This window comes from Photobacterium sanguinicancri, assembly GCF_024346675.1.
Taxonomy (GTDB): Bacteria; Pseudomonadota; Gammaproteobacteria; order Enterobacterales; family Vibrionaceae; genus Photobacterium; species Photobacterium sanguinicancri.
This window is the reverse complement of record NZ_AP024850.1, coordinates 3,665,766-3,683,381: the sequence shown is the minus strand read 5'-3', so window position 1 is coordinate 3,683,381 and position 17,616 is coordinate 3,665,766. Positions and strand designations below refer to the sequence as shown.

The 17,616-nt window shown below is 47.0% G+C and carries 15 protein-coding genes; 9 read left to right on the top strand and 6 right to left on the bottom strand.

All coding sequences use genetic code 11. From position 1 onward, the window contains the following. Positions 1 to 23: 23 nt before the first annotated feature. From atpG to OCU87_RS16915, 8 genes are all read left to right on the top strand, one after another. Complete coding sequence (gene atpG, locus OCU87_RS16950) at positions 24 to 890, top strand: F0F1 ATP synthase subunit gamma (RefSeq protein ID WP_062690428.1); 867 nt, start codon at positions 24 to 26, stop codon at positions 888 to 890. 32 nt (positions 891 to 922) lie between these two features. Beyond that, the gene (gene atpD / locus OCU87_RS16945; protein WP_094957642.1) at positions 923 to 2,329 is read left to right on the top strand and encodes a F0F1 ATP synthase subunit beta; all 1,407 of its coding nucleotides are present in this window, start codon (positions 923 to 925) and stop codon (positions 2,327 to 2,329) included. Between the two features lie 17 nt (positions 2,330 to 2,346). After that, a complete protein-coding gene (locus OCU87_RS16940) occupies positions 2,347 to 2,769 on the top strand; it encodes a F0F1 ATP synthase subunit epsilon (protein ID WP_062690429.1) in 423 nt (140 codons plus the stop codon). Positions 2,770 to 2,940: 171 nt separating this feature from the next. Continuing rightward, the gene (gene glmU, locus OCU87_RS16935) at positions 2,941 to 4,302 is read left to right on the top strand and encodes a bifunctional UDP-N-acetylglucosamine diphosphorylase/glucosamine-1-phosphate N-acetyltransferase GlmU (protein WP_062690430.1); all 1,362 of its coding nucleotides are present in this window, start codon (positions 2,941 to 2,943) and stop codon (positions 4,300 to 4,302) included. Between the two features lie 213 nt (positions 4,303 to 4,515). Continuing rightward, on the top strand, positions 4,516 to 5,295 hold the full coding sequence (locus tag OCU87_RS16930; protein ID WP_094957643.1) for a DeoR/GlpR family DNA-binding transcription regulator: 780 nt from the start codon (positions 4,516 to 4,518) through the stop codon (positions 5,293 to 5,295). A 12-nt stretch (positions 5,296 to 5,307) separates the two neighbouring features. Beyond that, complete coding sequence (glmS, locus tag OCU87_RS16925; RefSeq protein ID WP_062690431.1) at positions 5,308 to 7,143, top strand: glutamine--fructose-6-phosphate transaminase (isomerizing); 1,836 nt, start codon at positions 5,308 to 5,310, stop codon at positions 7,141 to 7,143. A 392-nt stretch (positions 7,144 to 7,535) separates the two neighbouring features. Continuing rightward, positions 7,536 to 7,916 (top strand): helix-turn-helix transcriptional regulator, encoded by a 381-nt coding sequence (locus tag OCU87_RS16920; protein WP_062690432.1) that lies wholly within the window; start codon positions 7,536 to 7,538, stop codon positions 7,914 to 7,916. Positions 7,917 to 8,161: 245 nt separating this feature from the next. Then, on the top strand, positions 8,162 to 8,524 hold the full coding sequence (locus OCU87_RS16915) for a helix-turn-helix transcriptional regulator (protein WP_062690433.1): 363 nt from the start codon (positions 8,162 to 8,164) through the stop codon (positions 8,522 to 8,524). Between the two features lie 109 nt (positions 8,525 to 8,633). On the opposite strand, the gene ilvA is transcribed toward OCU87_RS16915, so the two are convergent. From ilvA to ilvG, 5 genes are all read right to left on the bottom strand, one after another. Next, a complete protein-coding gene (gene ilvA, locus OCU87_RS16910) occupies positions 8,634 to 10,196 on the bottom strand; it encodes a threonine ammonia-lyase, biosynthetic (protein WP_261857604.1) in 1,563 nt (520 codons plus the stop codon). A 5-nt stretch (positions 10,197 to 10,201) separates the two neighbouring features. After that, complete coding sequence (gene ilvD / locus OCU87_RS16905) at positions 10,202 to 12,043, bottom strand: dihydroxy-acid dehydratase (RefSeq protein WP_094957149.1); 1,842 nt, start codon at positions 12,041 to 12,043, stop codon at positions 10,202 to 10,204. 78 nt (positions 12,044 to 12,121) lie between these two features. Beyond that, positions 12,122 to 13,057: a branched-chain-amino-acid transaminase gene (ilvE, locus tag OCU87_RS16900; RefSeq protein WP_261857603.1), complete on the bottom strand. Its 936-nt coding sequence runs from the start codon at positions 13,055 to 13,057 to the stop codon at positions 12,122 to 12,124. A 21-nt stretch (positions 13,058 to 13,078) separates the two neighbouring features. Further along, positions 13,079 to 13,327, bottom strand: a complete 249-nt coding sequence (ilvM, locus tag OCU87_RS16895) for an acetolactate synthase 2 small subunit (protein ID WP_062690435.1) — start codon at positions 13,325 to 13,327, stop codon at positions 13,079 to 13,081. Then, the gene (gene ilvG, locus OCU87_RS16890) at positions 13,327 to 14,973 is read right to left on the bottom strand and encodes an acetolactate synthase 2 catalytic subunit (RefSeq protein WP_062690436.1); all 1,647 of its coding nucleotides are present in this window, start codon (positions 14,971 to 14,973) and stop codon (positions 13,327 to 13,329) included. Before ilvG ends, ilvM begins: the two co-directional genes overlap by 1 nt. Positions 14,974 to 15,353: 380 nt before the next feature. Here ilvG and OCU87_RS16885 point away from each other — a divergent pair, with 380 nt between their 5' ends. Beyond that, positions 15,354 to 16,886 (top strand): YifB family Mg chelatase-like AAA ATPase, encoded by a 1,533-nt coding sequence (locus OCU87_RS16885; protein WP_261857602.1) that lies wholly within the window; start codon positions 15,354 to 15,356, stop codon positions 16,884 to 16,886. A gap of 64 nt (positions 16,887 to 16,950) precedes the next feature. On the opposite strand, the gene OCU87_RS16880 is transcribed toward OCU87_RS16885, so the two are convergent. Further along, positions 16,951 to 17,550 (bottom strand): DsbA family protein, encoded by a 600-nt coding sequence (locus OCU87_RS16880; protein WP_390960849.1) that lies wholly within the window; start codon positions 17,548 to 17,550, stop codon positions 16,951 to 16,953. Positions 17,551 to 17,616 lie beyond the last annotated feature (66 nt).

Genomic DNA, 17,616 nt, shown 5'->3' with positions numbered 1-17,616 from the left:
TCACCTACTAACGGAGAGTAACGATGGCCGGCGCAAAAGAGATTCGTAACAAGATCGGTAGTGTTAAAAACACTCAAAAGATCACTAAAGCGATGGAGATGGTTGCAGCGTCTAAAATGCGTAAAACGCAGGACGCAATGGAATCATCACGTCCATACGCACAAACTATGCGCAAAGTGATCGGTCATATCGCCCTTGGTAGCCTTGAGTATAAGCATCCTTATCTCGAAGAGCGTGAAGCCAAGCGCGTGGGTTACATCATTGTTTCTTCTGACCGTGGTCTGTGTGGCGGTTTGAACATTAACTTGTTCAAGCAAGCTATGACAGATATCCAAGGTTGGTCTCAGCAAGGTGCTGATGTTGAACTTGCCCTTATTGGTGCAAAAGCAACATCGTTCTTTAATAACTACGGCGGTAACGTAGCAGCTCAAGTTTCTGGCTTGGGTGATGCACCAACAGTGGATGAACTGATTGGTACTGTCGGCGTGATGCTGAAGAAATATGATGAAGGTGAACTTGATCGCCTGTACCTAGTTTACAACCAGTTTGTGAACACCATGGTACAAGAACCCGTGATTGATCAATTGCTGCCTTTGCCGAAGTCGGAAGACGAAGACATGCAGCGCAGCCACTCTTGGGACTACATTTATGAGCCCGAGCCAAAACCACTGCTTGATGCCCTATTGGTTCGCTATGTTGAATCACAAGTGTACCAAGGTGTGGTGGAAAACCTTGCCAGTGAGCAAGCGGCACGAATGGTTGCAATGAAAGCTGCGACAGATAATGCAAGTAATCTTATCGATGACCTGCAACTTGTGTACAACAAAGCCCGTCAGGCTGCGATTACACAAGAACTATCAGAAATTGTTTCTGGTGCATCTGTTGTTTAAGGCAAAGAATTAATAAGTTTAGAGGATTAACGATGGCTACAGGTAAGATCGTACAGATCATCGGTGCGGTAGTCGACGTAGAGTTTCCACAGGACTCTGTACCACAGGTATACGACGCCCTACATGTTGATGCAAAAGAAAACGGTACACTAGTACTGGAAGTTCAGCAGCAACTTGGTGGCGGTGTTGTACGTGGTATCGCAATGGGTACCTCTGATGGCTTACGTCGTGGTTTGTCTGTTGAAAACACAGGCCGCCCAATTGAAGTACCAGTCGGTACAGCTACGCTAGGACGTATCATGAACGTTCTAGGTCATCCAATTGATGAGTGTGGTGAGATCGGTGAGAAAGAGCGTTACTCTATCCACCGTGCAGCACCAAGCTACGAAGAACAATCGAATGTAACTGAACTGCTAGAAACTGGCGTGAAAGTTATCGACTTGATTTGCCCATTCGCTAAGGGTGGTAAAATCGGTCTATTCGGTGGTGCGGGTGTTGGTAAGACCGTAAACATGATGGAACTTATCAACAACATCGCGATTCAACACTCAGGTCTATCTGTGTTTGCGGGTGTTGGTGAGCGTACACGTGAAGGTAACGATTTCTACTTTGAAATGCAGGAAGCTGGCGTTGTTAACGTTGAGAAGCCTGAAGAATCAAAAGTAGCGATGGTTTACGGTCAGATGAACGAGCCTCCAGGTAACCGTCTACGTGTTGCTTTGACAGGTCTAACAATGGCTGAACGTTTCCGTGACGAAGGTCGTGACGTTCTATTGTTCATCGATAACATCTACCGTTACACCCTTGCGGGTACAGAGGTATCAGCACTGCTAGGTCGTATGCCTTCAGCGGTAGGTTACCAGCCAACTCTTGCAGAAGAGATGGGTGTACTTCAAGAGCGTATCACGTCTACGAAGAGCGGTTCTATCACGTCGGTTCAAGCGGTATACGTACCTGCGGATGACTTGACGGATCCATCGCCAGCAACGACGTTTGCTCACTTGGATGCAACAGTAGTACTTTCTCGTCAAATCGCATCGCTAGGTCTATACCCTGCGATCGACCCACTGGATTCAACATCTCGTATGCTTGATCCACTAGTGGTTGGCCAAGAGCACTACGACATCGCACGTGGCGTTCAGTCAATGCTACAACGCTATAAAGAGCTAAAAGACATCATCGCAATCCTAGGTATGGATGAGCTATCTGAAGAAGATAAGCAAGCTGTATCTCGTGCGCGTAAGATTGAACGTTTCCTTACTCAGCCTTACCACGTTGCAGAAGTCTTCACTGGTTCGCCTGGTATTTACGTATCTCTTAAAGAGACATTACGTAGCTTCAAAGGCATTCTAGCGGGTGAATACGACGATATCCCAGAGCAGGCATTTATGTACTGTGGTGCGATTGAAGACGTATTAGAAAAAGCGAAGAAGCTTTAAGCTAACTAGGAGGCGACATGGCAGCGATAACCTTCCATCTGGATGTAGTCAGCGCAGAGAAAAAATTGTTCTCTGGTCGTGCTGAAAATATTCAGGTGACTGGTAGCGAAGGTGAACTGGGTATCCACGCAGGCCACACTCCGTTGTTGACCACTATTACGCCAGGGATGATCCGAATTGCTAAGCAGCACGGCGAGGAAGAAATTATTTATCTTTCTGGTGGTATGCTTGAAGTTCAGCCAAATACAGTCACTGTATTAGCTGATACCGCGATCCGCGGTCAAGATTTGGATGCAGCCAAGGCTGAAGAAGCGAAACGTCAAGCTGAGGAGCGTATCCACAATCAGCATGGCGATATCGACTTTGCTCAAGCGGCAAGTGATCTCGCGAAAGCGATCGCTCAGCTTCGTGTTATAGAGCTGACTCGTAAAGCGCGTTAATCAGACGCCTGATACAAAAAGCGACCTTAGGGTCGCTTTTTTTATGTCTTTTGCGCGTGATAGCAAGTTAATACATGGTAAAAAATAACGGCTTTATCTTAAAACTCCACTTCCCTCCAGTTACAATAGCCATAATTTTATTTTTAATATGCACTCAAAAGGATACGCTGCATGAACTTCAGCGCTGTAATTCTCGCCGCGGGAAAAGGCACCCGTATGTACTCTAACCTGCCAAAGGTACTTCATACCCTTGCTGGTAAGCCAATGGCTAAGCACGTGATTGACACCTGTGTGGATCTTGGTGCCAATAACATTCACCTTGTCTACGGTCATGGTGGCGACGCCATGCAAGAAGTACTAGCGAATGAGCCTGTTAATTGGGTACTGCAGGCAGAGCAGTTAGGTACTGGCCATGCGGTCAATCAAGCATGTCCTGGTGTGGCTGACGATGAGAAAGTCCTGATCTTATACGGTGATGTGCCACTGATCAGCGGTCAGACGCTGGAAAACTTATTGGATGCTCAGCCTGATGGCGGCATTGCCTTGTTAACTGTCGTGCTTGATAACCCAATGGGCTACGGCCGTATTGTGCGCCGTAATGGCCCGGTGGTTGCGATTGTTGAGCAAAAAGATGCCTCTGAAGAACAAAAGCTGATCAAAGAAATCAATACCGGTGTGATGGTTGTTAACGGCGGTGACATGAAGCGTTGGTTATCTGCGCTTAAGAATGACAATGCCCAAGGCGAATACTACCTGACTGACATTATTGCGATTGCTCACAATGAAGGCCGTGCAGTGGAAGCGGTACATCCTGCAAGTGCAATTGAAGTCGAAGGCGTGAACAACCGTGTTCAATTGGCTAAGCTAGAACGTGCGCATCAAGCAATGCAAGCTGAGCGTTTGTTAGAGCAAGGTGTAATGCTTCGTGACCCAACGCGTTTTGATCTTCGTGGTGAGTTGCAATGTGGTACGGATGTCGAAATCGATGTCAATGTGATCATTGAAGGCTGCGTATCACTCGGTAATAATGTTGTGATTGGTGCAGGTTCTATCCTGAAGGATTGTGAGATCGACGATAACACCATTATTCGTCCGTACAGCGTGATTGAAGGGGCGACTGTCGGTGAAGACTGTACAGTTGGTCCATTTAGCCGTTTACGTCCAGGCGCTGAGCTAGCGGGTGATTCGCACGTGGGTAACTTCGTCGAGATGAAAAAATCACGTTTAGGCAAAGGCTCTAAAGCTAACCACCTGACTTATTTAGGCGATGCTGAAATTGGCGATCGCGTTAATATCGGCGCTGGCACAATCACTTGTAACTACGATGGTGCGAACAAGTTTAAAACTGAAATTGCCGATGATGTGTTTGTGGGTTCTGATACGCAGCTAATTGCCCCAGTAAAAATTGGTCAAGGTGCTACGATTGGTGCTGGTGCAACCATTAACCGTGATGTTGGTGAGGGTGAACTCGTGATCACGCGTGCGCCTGCTCGTACCGTTAAAGGTTGGAAACGCCCAGAAAAACAAAAATAGCCATTTATCATGGTGATATAACGAATTGAAAAGGCAGGTGTAAATCTGCCTTTTTTTGTTTTATTTTAGATGTCCTCGCTTTTTCATTTCTATTTCCTCCGCTGAAACATTATTTTCGTCAATTAATATGCCAGTGTTGCATTGATCTTTTATCTTTTGTTTTGCTACTATTATCTTTCATATCGAAACTTATGATTAATGAATCGAAATATCATGTCGAAACGAAATACTCAGCAACGCCGTCATGGCATTGCCGCTTTTATTGCTCAGCAAGGTGAAGCTAGCGTGGATGCTTTGGCACAGCAGTTTGCCACATCCGAAGTGACTATTCGTAAAGATCTTGCGACGTTAGAAAAAAGTGGCTTGCTATTGCGCCGTTATGGCGGTGCGATTGCGATGCCGTCGGAAATAGTTGCTGTCGATGAGACTGAAGAATATGTTTCAGAACGAAAGTTAGCGATTGCCAAAGCGGCAGCTGAACGTATTCGTGACCATAACCGCTTAATTTTTGATAGCGGCAGCACCACTGCCTGTTTGATCCCCCTCTTGAACGACAAACAGGGTCTGATTGTGATGACCAACTCCTTAAATGTCGCCAATGCCCTTAATGAATTAGAGAACGAACCGACGTTATTAATGACGGGCGGTACTTGGGATCCTCACTCTGAAGCCTTCCAAGGCCAAGTGGCGGAGTCGGTGCTACGTTCGTATGACTTTGATCAACTATTCATTGGTGCAGATGGCATTGATATCGAAAGAGGGACGACAACCTTTAACGAGCTCATCGGGCTGAGCCGTGTCATGGCGGAAGTGTCACGTGAAGTTGTTGTGATGGTGGAATCCAGCAAGATTGGCCGCCGTATTCCAAACTTGGAATTACCTTGGAATAGCATTAGTACCTTGATTACTGATGAAGGCCTCGATACTGAGGCAAAAAAACAAATTGAACAGTGTGGTGTGCAAGTGATTTGCGCGCCAGTCGAAAAAAATTAGGAGAGTTTTCATATGTGCGGAATTGTGGGTGCAGTAGCACAACGTGATGTGGCTGAGATTTTAGTCGAAGGTTTACGTCGTTTAGAGTATCGCGGTTATGACTCGGCTGGTGTCGCTGTGGTCGATCAAGGTGGCAACTTAACGCGAGTACGTCGTTTAGGTAAAGTGCAAGCACTGGCCGATGCCGTTGAAAGTAATCCTGTGATTGGCGGAACGGGTATCGCTCATACGCGTTGGGCTACGCACGGTGAACCTTCTGAATCTAATGCTCATCCCCATGTTTCAGGTGATCATATTGCATTAGTTCATAACGGCATCATTGAAAACCACGAAGAACTTCGTAACCTACTGACTGAGCGTGGTTACTGCTTTGTATCGCAAACTGATACCGAAGTCATTGCTCACTTAGTGGAGTGGGAACTGCGATCAGCGGCAACCTTGCTTGAAGCGGTACAAAAAACCGTGACACAGCTTGAAGGGGCATACGGTACGGTCGTAATGGACCGTCGTGATCCTGAGCGAGTTGTTGTGGCACGTTCTGGTAGCCCATTGGTTATTGGTTTAGGCGTTGGTGAAAACTTCTTAGCTTCGGATCAATTAGCGCTATTGAATGTAACACGTCGCTTCATGTTTCTTGAAGAAGGCGATGTGGCTGAAATTACTCGCCGTGAAGTGAATGTGTTTGATGACAGCGGTGCACCGGTTGAGCGTGAAGTGCATGAGTCGAACCTACAGCAAGATGCAGCCGATAAAGGTCAGTACCGTCATTACATGCAAAAAGAAATTTACGAGCAGCCAAGCGCGTTAATTAACACCATGGAAGGCCGTATTACCAACGACAGCGTGATTGTTGAGAGTATTGGTAGCGGTGCGAAAGACATTCTAGAGAAAGTTGAGCACGTCCAAATCATCGCCTGTGGTACCTCTTACAATGCAGGTATGGTGGCGCGTTACTGGTTTGAATCGATGGCGGGTGTGAGCTGTGACGTTGAAATTGCCTCTGAATTCCGTTACCGCAAATTTGTCACTCGTCCAAATAGCTTACTGCTAACCCTTTCTCAATCAGGTGAAACGGCTGACACTTTGGCTGCGCTACGTTTGGCGAAAGAAAAAGGCTACATGTCAGCAATCACTATCTGTAATGTTGCCGGTTCTTCATTGGTCCGTGAATCGGATTTGGCTTTCATGACCCGAGCGGGCACTGAAATTGGTGTGGCATCAACCAAAGCGTTCACCACTCAGTTGGTGGCAATGCTGATGTTTGTAACGGCATTAGGTAAAGAAAAAGGCCTGATCAGTGCAGAGAAAGAGCGAGAGATTGTCGCGTCATTGCACCAGTTACCAACCCAAATCGAGAAAGCACTTGCGTTTGATAAGCCGATTGAGCAATTAGCAGAAGACTTTGCTGACAAGCACCATGCATTATTTTTAGGTCGTGGTGAGTTCTATCCAATTGCGATGGAAGCATCACTGAAACTGAAAGAAATCTCTTATATTCACGCTGAAGCATACGCAGCAGGTGAATTGAAACACGGTCCGCTTGCCTTAATTGATGCTGATATGCCGGTGATTGTAGTTGCGCCGACTAACGACTTGCTTGAAAAGCTGAAATCAAATATTGAAGAAGTCCGTGCGCGTGGTGGTCTACTGTATGTCTTTGCTGATAGCGAAGCGGGCTTTGAAGCGTGTGACGGCATGAAAATTATTACCATGCCACGGGTTGATGACGTGATTGCGCCTATATTCTATACCGTACCGATGCAGCTACTGTCGTACCATGTTGCGTTAATTAAAGGTACCGATGTTGACCAACCGCGTAACTTAGCTAAAGCTGTAACCGTGGAATAATGTCCCTGTAGTCGCGTATTAGCTTACGTACTATTAATGAGAAAAAGCACCGTTATCGGTGCTTTTTTTATGGCTGGGATTCGAGCAAGAACGAAAGCGTCTATTCTCTAGTACATAAATGACGCTTATTTCTACGGTAAATTGCAGCCAATACACGGATTTGTCTAGGTTGTTTTGCTCGGGTGACGAGAATATTGCGAAATGAAAATCTAGATAGCGATGTACAACTTTCTGCGAATCAAAATAAAAATGCTTTAACCATGTTTGTTGTTGTTATTTGTAAAGTATTGATTGGTTGTCGTTTTTTAGATTCTTCCAAATTGGCTCACCTTGTGCAAGTTCAGTCATGAACACTAAGTAGTCTTCTATTAGATGTGTATTGGAGGTTAGACATGACAGATTCTAAAACGAAAATAGCAGCACGTATCCGTGAAGCTCGTGAGTGGAAAGGACTGACACAAGTACATATGGCGCAACAGCTAAAAGTTGCTCGCCAAACGTATCTTGATCTTGAAACCGGTAAAACCGAACCTAAGGTACGCTTACTGTCAGAAATTTCAGAAATCACCGAACGCCCTCTAACGTGGTTTGTGTATGGTGATGAAGGGATCGAGATTTTAGAAAGCGAGTACAAAGAAGAGATCGATCGTTTGTTGCAATACTTTAGTCGTTTGCCGCATTCGGCACGTAATGTGATTTTGCAGCAAAGTATCAACTTAGCGGGCTTTATGGCGGAATACACTAAAGCATTAACCCAGCGCGATAAAAAATAAGCAGATTTATGTTACAGCGCTCACTGCATTGAGTTGTACGATGTTGTAGGCATTGTCAAAATATGTATGTCTACTTAGGCTTACATTGAGGGCCGTGGGTCACAAATTGACTGTTCACTCGGTGACGCGTGAAATGCGAAGGGCATAATTCCTTGTTATTAACAACTTAGGTATGCCTTAAGGCGATCGTTTGTTGTCGTACAAGTTATTGTACTGGCATAAGCGATGAAGTAGATGGTATATGCATGAATACTTCCAAATTATTGATCGCCAATAAAATTCGTGAAGCGAGAGAATGGCAAGAGATTACGCAAGTTGGAATGGCTAAAAAGCTTGGCATCGCGCGTCAAACTTATCTTGATTTAGAGTCTGCGAAAACAGAGCCTCGAGTCTCGACATTAATGCTAATCGCGGAAGTGACAGAGCGTCCACTGGGTTGGTTTTTATTCGAAGAGAATCCAACGAGCAGTCCGTGTATGCAGGAAGACACTCAGCAATTGATTAATATGCTCGCTGAAGTTCCTCCCTCTTTACGCGCTCGGTTAATTGAACTTAATTTGAGTTTTATTTCTTGTTGGTTTGAACAACAAAAGAAAGTACCTAAATAGTACATCGACGTAAAAGATCTTAGTGTTTATCTTTTATATCGAGCTTCTGTATATAAAAAAGCAGCCAATGGCTGCTTTTTTAATGCGCGGCGTTCACCCAGAATGAGCGTTATTGTGCGAGGAAAAATTGATAAGCTGGGTTGGCTGTTTCATCTTTCCACTGGTAGCCAAGTTCTCGTAAGTAACTAGTAAATGAGAGAACATCATTTTCTTCAAGTTCAAAACCACAGAGTACTCGGCCATAATCAGCGCCGTGGTTACGGTAGTTAAATAAACTGATATTCCAACGGGTGCCCAGTGTATTTAAGAATTTCAGTAATGCCCCTGGGTATTCCGGAAATTCAAAGCTATAGAGCTTTTCTTGTAACGGCTTCGATGGGCGTCCACCAATCATGTAGCGCACGTGCAGTTTTGCCATTTCATCATCAGACAGATCCACCACTGGATAACCGCCTTGGCGTAGATCTTCGATAATGCCGTCGAGTTCTTCTTGTCCTTGCATCAATCGTACACCGACAAACACATTAGCCAAGCTGTCATCACTGTAACGGTAGTTAAACTCAGTGACAGCACGGCCTCCTAGAATGTGACAAAAATCGAGGAAAGCGCCTTGGCGTTCAGGAATGGTGATTGCCAACAAGCCTTCGCGTTTCTCACCGAGCTCGCAGCGTTCCGAGACATAGCGTAAGCCGTGGAAGTTGAGGTTGGCCCCAGATAATACCGCCGCTAACTGTTTATTTTTGAGCTGGTGGCGATCGGCATACTTCTTCAAACCTGCCAGCGATAGTGCACCGGACGGCTCGGCAATTGCCCGAGTATCCTCAAAAATATCTTTTACCGCCGTACATATTTCATCTGAACTCACGGTGATCACGTCATCAAGGTGTTGTTGGCATAAGCGGAAAGTCTCATCGCCAATGCGTTTAACGGCCACACCATCGGCAAACATGCCGACCTGATCCAGAGTGACGGGTTCGCCTGCAGCCAGTGCTGCTTTCAGGCAGGCAGAGTCTTCCGCTTCAACACCAATCACTTTGATTTGTGGCAATAACTGTTTGAGAAGGACTGCGACACCTGCGGCTAAGCCCCCACCCCCGACAGGTAAAAACACATAATCAAGGTGACCATTTTGCTGGAGTAACTCCATGCCGATGGTGCCCTGCCCTGCAATCACTTGTGGGTGATCAAAGGGAGGTATAAAGGTGAAGTGATGTTGTTCGGCAAGCTCGACTGCGCGGGCTTTGGCTTCATCAAAATTATTGCCATGCAACACCACTTTCCCACCAAAACTTTTAACCGCTTCCACTTTGATATTCGGGGTCGTTAATGGCATGACGATAGTGGCTTGTACCCCTAACTGTTTGCCTGAAAGTGCTAACCCTTGCGCGTGGTTGCCAGCCGATGCGGCAATCACCCCTGCTTGCTGTTGAGCTAGCGTTAACTGCGACATCATGTTGTAAGCGCCACGCAATTTAAAAGAATGCACGGGCTGACGGTCTTCACGTTTCAGTTGGATCTGATTGCCACTGCGCTCTGATAATCGTGGTAACGTTTGTAAGGGGGTAACTTGCGCCACCTCATAAACAGGAGCACGAAGAATATCGCGTAGATACTCTGCGCTACTTAATGGTGCTTGCGAGGTGGTGTTGTTAACCTGCTGGATGTCATTCATGGCGATTATCCTTCCAGTTTGGACTTGTCGCGGATGGCGCCTTGGTCTGCACTGGTCGCGAGTAAAGCGTAAGCACGAAGTGCATAAGAAACATCACGTTGACGATCGACTGGTTTCCAACCGCGCTGATCAGCTTTGGCACGACGCTCTGCTAATGATTTTTCATCGACCTTCAGCTCGATGCTACGATTAGGAATATCAATGGCAATTGTGTCGCCATTTGTGATTAACCCAATAGTGCCACCGCTTGCTGCTTCTGGTGAGACATGGCCAATCGACAGGCCCGAGGTGCCACCAGAGAAACGACCATCAGTAATTAATGCACACTCTTTGCCGAGCCCCATCGACTTTAGATAAGTGGTTGGATACAGCATTTCTTGCATTCCTGGGCCGCCTTTTGGCCCTTCGTAGCGGATCACGACGACATCGCCAGCTTTGACTTTACCCCCTAAGATACCTTCAACAGCGCTGTCTTGGCTTTCAAATACCACCGCAGGACCGGTGAACGTTAGGCAGCTTTCATCAACTCCTGCGGTTTTTACGATACAGCCATTAAGTGCCATATTGCCTGATAAGACAGCCAGGCCACCATCTTGGCTAAACGCATGTTCTTTTGTTCGGATACAGCCATTTTCACGATCGTCATCCACCGTATCCCAACGGCAGCTTTGTGAAAAAGCTTGAGTGGTGCGAATGCCTGCAGGCCCTGCACGGAAGAAATCTTTTATTTCTTGTGATTCAGTTACGGCAATATCATAAATCGGCAATGTTTGTGCAAAGCTTTGGCCTAGGATGTTATGGCAATCGCTATGAAATAGCCCTGCGCGATTCAACTCTCCCAAGATGCCATAGACGCCCCCCGCACGGTGGACATCTTCCATGTGATATTTAGGGGTGGATGGTGCGACTTTGCAGAGGTGTGGCACTCGGCGAGACATCCGATCAATGTCTTCCATCGTGAAGTCGATCTCGCCTTCTTGCGCTGCTGCTAATAAATGCAAGACGGTGTTAGTCGAACCGCCCATCGCGATATCGAGTGCCATTGCATTTTCAAACGCTTTTTTATTGGCGATATTACGAGGCAGTGCGTTGATGTCATCGTCTTGGTAATAACGTTTGGTTAAATCAACAATACGTTTTCCCGCATTGATGAACAGTTGTTCACGGTCGGCATGGGTTGCCAGCATAGAACCATTACCCGGCTGACTTAAACCAAGTGCTTCAGTTAGGCAGTTCATCGAGTTGGCAGTAAACATGCCTGAGCACGATCCACATGTCGGGCAGGCTGATCGTTCGATCTGCTCACTTTGCTCGTCTGAGACTTTAGGATCCGCGCCTTGGATCATGGCATCCACAAGATCGAGCTTGAGGATTTGATCCGATAGCTTGGTTTTCCCTGCCTCCATTGGGCCGCCAGACACAAAAATAACCGGAATATTGAGGCGCAGTGATGCCATTAGCATGCCCGGGGTGATTTTGTCACAGTTAGAAATGCACACCATGGCATCGGCACAGTGGGCGTTAACCATGTACTCGACCGAATCGGCGATGAGTTCGCGAGATGGCAGCGAATACAGCATGCCGCCATGCCCCATCGCGATACCATCATCGACTGCTATGGTGTTAAATTCTTTGGCGATCCCGCCTGCTTTTTCAATTTCCCCCGCAACCAGTTGTCCCATATCTTTTAAATGCACATGGCCAGGAACAAATTGGGTGAAGGAATTCACTACGGCAATAATCGGCTTACCGAAATCTTCATCTTTAACGCCAGTGGCGCGCCATAAAGCGCGGGCTCCAGCCATATTACGGCCGTGAGTGGTGGTGGCGGAACGGTACTTAGGCATAACTACAAATATCCTTTTTGTTGCATCACCCGCTGAGTTTGATAGCTGCGGGTGATGGCGGTGATTCTTAGCGGTGGCTTACTTTTTATCGGGGTAGACGTAATCTAACCAGCCCCATTTATCTTCAGTGGTGCCGTTAAACAGGCCAAAGTAAGTTGCTTGAATAACTTTGGTGATAGGGCCTCGTTTACCTTCGCCAACGGTGATTTGGTCAACCGAGCGTACTGGAACAATCTCAGCGGCGGTACCTGTCATGAAGATTTCGTCTGCGAGGTACAGCGCTTCGCGCGCGATGTTCTCTTCGCGTACTTCGTAGCCCAGCTCTTTGGCTAACACCATGATCGAATCGCGAGTAATACCCGGTAAAATGGCACTGGTGGCTGGCGGGGTTAGCAGTACCCCATTTTTGATCACAAAGATGTTTTCGCCGGCGCCTTCTGAGAGGTAACCATCAACGCTAAGGGCGATACCTTCGGCGTAACCATGACGGCGAGCTTCACTGCCCACAAGTAGTGACGACAGATAATTCCCCCCAGCTTTGGCTGCGGTCGGGATCGTATTGGGTGCGGCACGATTCCAGCTTGAAATCATGGCATCGACGCCGTTTTCGAGAGCTTCTTCACCCAAGTATGATCCCCAAGGGAAAGCGGCAACAATCAAATCCATTTCGGTATCAACAGGTGGACAAACTCCCAAACCAACGTTACCGACATAGCCCAGAGGGCGAATATAGGCTGATTCGAGCTTATTAACGCGAATGGTTTCGCGACAGATTTCCATTAGCTCATCAGCGCTGTAGGGAATTGGGAACCGGTAAATTTTGGCGGAGTTTTTTAGGCGCTCCATGTGCTCTTTATGACGGAATACGATTGGGCCTTTTGGGGTGTTATAGCAACGAATGCCTTCAAAAACCGAGGTGCCATAGTGCATTGCGTGAGTCAGCACGTGGACATTAGCCTCGCCCCAAGGAACCATGTCACCATTAAACCAAATAAAATCTGCTGTATTTGCCATTTTGCATTTCTTCCTTATGCACTAGTCTTGGTTTTCTAAGAGAGTTGTTGTTACGGTGCGAATATCCCAAAGTTTTTCAATTTGGTTGACCAGAGTGCTGATTGGTCGATCGCTATCAACCACAATTTCAACGCTGGCAACCTTACTTTCATGGTTCTGAGTCGCGATGACTTTCTTGATAATAAAGCCACGGTGACGAATAACGCGCAATACTCGCTCTAGTAATACTGGTTTATCATCCGCTTTGATGTCGAGTAAATATCTATCCATTAGGTGTTCTCCAGCATATCTTGGTTAGCCGCGCCCGGTGGTACCAGTGGCCATACATTTTCTTCTTCTGAGATTAATACATGGAGTAAGTAGGCGGTGTCACTGGCCAGCATTTCCTGTAGGGCTGGCTCGACTTCGTCTTTTTTGGTGATGGTTTTTCCTGGAATATCAAAGGCCTTGGCGAGCATCACGAAATCTGGGTTGTCATCAAGAATGGTTTCACTATGGCGGCCATCAAAAAACAAGGACTGCCACTGCCTTACCATGCCGAGGCGTTGGTTGTTGATTAACACCATTTTAACGGGGATCTGCTTGCGTTTTAGGGTGCCCAGTTCTTGGACATTCATCATAAACGAGCCATCTCCCGAGATTAAGATCGACTCATCGTCGGGGCGAGCTACTTTGGCCCCCATCGCTGCAGGTAGACCAAACCCCATGGTGCCAAGGCCTGCGGAGGTAATGTAATTTTGGGGTTCGCGCGGCTGAATATGTTGGGCTGCCCACATTTGGTGTTGGCCGACATCGGTAGAGACCATTGCCGTGTCGGGCATCATGTCAGACAGTTGCTTCATTAATCCAGGTGCGTAAATGAGCTCACCGGGGTGGTCGTAACGCCATTTGAAATCGCGGCGTAAGCTATCGCAATGATTCAACCAAGGGGCAATAGATTGGCTCAGCTCTAGTTGAGGCAAAATGGTATTAATATCGCCACGTAGTGCTGCATGTGCTTGGCGGAGTTTATTGAACTCAGCGGCATCAATATCTAAGTGGATCACTTTTGCATGAGGGGCAAACGTATCTAGCTTCCCTGTCACCCTGTCATCAAAACGCGCACCGACCACAATTAATAAGTCAGATTCTTGTACGACTAAATTTGCGGCTTTAGTGCCATGCATGCCTAGCATCCCCAAATAATGAGGGTGATGACGTTCAATTGTGCCTAATCCTTTTAAGGTGCTCACTGCTGGCATTGGATTGATCTGCAAGAATTGGCGAACGGTATGGGTTGCTTTTGCTAACTGAACTCCGCCCCCAACGTACAAGACCGGACGCTCGCTTGCGGCCAGTAGTTGCTGCGCTGTTTGTAGTGATTTACTGCAAACTTGAGGGATTACGGGTGGTGTAAAAGAAGGGAGAGTATCAACAGGGGTTTGTGCTAACTGTACATCTTTGGCGATATCGACAATAACTGGGCCGGGGCGCCCTGATTTTGCTACTTCAAATGCTTCAGACAAGGTGGGGGCTAACTCGTCAATGTCGGTAACCAAATAACTGTGCTTGGTACAGGATAACGACATTCCAATCACATCCATTTCTTGGAATGCATCGGTGCCGATGTGGGTACTGGCTACCTGACCTGTGATGGCCACTAGCGGGACGGAATCGAGAAAGGCATCGGCTAAGCCAGTAACGAGGTTGGTTGCTCCTGGCCCTGAGGTTGCCATGCATACTGCAACCTCTTGGGTTGCACGTGCCATTCCAATCGCGGCCATTGCGGCTCCCTGCTCGTGACGGCAAAGAATATGCTCAACACCACCGTCGTAGAGTGCATCATAAATTGGCATGATTGCACCGCCTGGGTAGCCGAATATTGTTGTTATTCCTTGTTGCTGCAGTGCTGTTACAACTAACTCTGCCCCTGTCATCACGATCCCCTTATTCCATATTGCGGATTGTCTATTGCTTATAGTTAGAAAAAAGCCCCCGGACCTTGTGGTTACGGGGGCTTGTGCGTTGTTTCTTTTGCGTTTGTTTAACGCCTAGCACTCCCCGTTGCGGTGAGAATAATCACCACAATGACGTTAATAATGAGTACGAGGGCTTTGGCGTTAAATCGCATTGTTATCTATCCAACTAATTTGTTTATTTGTTGTGCTTACTAAGTGGTAACACAGACATGAGTCGCATGACAAGCAAAAACTAAGGATTTGTTTTCATTTCCTCTGCATATATAGGCTAAGCATGAAACGAAATTGATAACTTTCATTAACTTATTGGTGTGAACCATCATCAGGATGATTAAATTATGACTTTGGCCATTGTTCATAGCCGTGCGTGTGTTGGAGTGAATGCGCCGCCTGTTACCGTGGAAGTACATATTAGTAATGGGATGCCAGCGCTCACGTTAGTCGGGCTGCCTGAAACCACAGTGAAAGAGGCCCGTGATCGGGTACGCAGTGCGATTGTAAATGCCAACTTTGAGTTCCCTTCACGCCGTATTACCGTCAACTTAGCCCCTGCGGATCTACCGAAAGAAGGGGGCCGTTTTGACTTGCCTATTGCTCTTGGCATACTTGCAGCATCAGGACAAATACCGACAACTAAGCTACCGAGCCATGAATTTTTAGGCGAGTTAGCGTTATCTGGCCAGCTTCGTGCTGTTAAAGGTGCATTGCCTGCCGCCCTTGCAGCAAAACGGTTGAGTCGCTGCTTAGTGGTTCCCGATGGTAATGGTGATCAGGTTGGTCTGGTGGAAGGTTGTGAGCATAAATCAGCGGCTGATTTACTGGCGGTGTGTGGGTATTTATGTGATCAGCAGCCTCTCTCTTTGTTCCAACGTACCGCGACTGAAGATGAGGTTATTGTTGATGATTATCAGCGCGATATGCAAGATATTATCGGCCAAAAACAAGGTAAACGTGCGTTAGAAATTGCGGCGGCGGGTGGTCATAACGTACTGTTTCTCGGGCCGCCAGGAACAGGTAAAACCATGCTTGCGTCTCGCCTGTGTGATTTGTTACCACCGATGTCGATAGCCGAAGCACTCGAAACGGCAGCCGTGACTTCGCTGACCCAGCAAAGTTTGCACCAAGGCAACTGGCGACAACGTCCATTTCGAACTCCTCACCATTCGAGCTCAATGGCAGCCTTGGTGGGGGGCGGTTCTGTGCCGCGACCTGGGGAAATATCACTGGCGCACAATGGGTTACTTTTTTTGGATGAGATGCCTGAGTTTGAACGTAAGGTTTTGGATTCATTACGAGAACCGCTTGAATCGGGCGAAATTGTGATTTCGCGCGCGACCAGTAAAGCGACCTTCCCTGCCCGTTTTCAGCTTATTGGTGCCTTGAACCCCAGTCCAACAGGTTATTACGAAGGCAACCAATCACGAACCAATCCGCAGGCGATTTTGCGTTATTTAAGTCGTCTCTCTGGGCCGTTATTAGACCGTTTTGATATGTCGATTGAGATCCCGTTATTGCCACGAGGGACACTTGCCGAAGGGGGCGATCGGGGAGAGCCGACTGCGGTGATTCAAGAGCGGGTGTTGCAAGCGAGGCAATTGATGGTTGAGCGTTCAGAGAAAGTGAATGCGTTGCTATCGACCCGAGAGCTCGATCGTTATTGTGGATTGTCGAAAGCAGATGCGACGTTTTTAGAAACTGCTCTTCATCAATTGGGGTTATCTATCCGCGCCTACCATCGGATTATCAAGGTAGCGCGAACCATTGCCGATTTAGCCGGAGAAAGTCAGATTTCACGGAGCCATCTAGCAGAAGCGCTGGGTTATCGTGCGATGGATCGATTGCTGAAGCAGTTAAGTGCGCAAATGGTCTGAATCTTGGGTGAGTGGTAAAAATGAAAAAAGGGCGCAAGCGCCCTTTTGTAACTGCCAGTAAAGATTATTTCTTCAACAGGAAGTTTACCAATTCAAAATACTCGTCTGCCGATTCAATTTCACCGGTTTGTACTAGGTATTTATTGTTAACAACAACGGCAGGTACGCCTGTTAGGCCACTGTCTTGAAAAGCTTTGTTGTAACGATTTACCATGGAGTTTACGGCGAAGCTATTGAATGCACCGTCGTAATCTTCTGCTTTTACACCTTCATCTAAGAAAATTTGGCGTAGTTCAGCATCGTTCCGTGGTGCATTTTGCATACCGTGGATACGGTTAAATAGCACAGGTGTCATTTTATCATCGATACCCAGCGTAAGAGAGGTTGCGTACGCTTTGCTCAATGATTTACCCATTGGACCGCCCATGAAAGAGACGTGATTTTTTTGGAATTTCGCGTTCTCAGGTAATGTTTTTTTGAGTTCCTTAATCATCGGCTCAAAGCTATTACAGTGTGGGCAAAAGAATGAAAAGTATTCGGTAACTATGGGTGTTGAAGACTTAGGTAAATCCAATACCTTGTAGTAATCCCCTTCAGTAAATTTTGCTGCCTGCACAGAAAACGATAACAGTGCGGCACTGGCTATCGTTAAAATTGTCTTCATTATACGCATGAAGTCTCCCTTATTTGGTGTATTAGTGGTACTGGTTGATTGCGGCAAACAGTACGA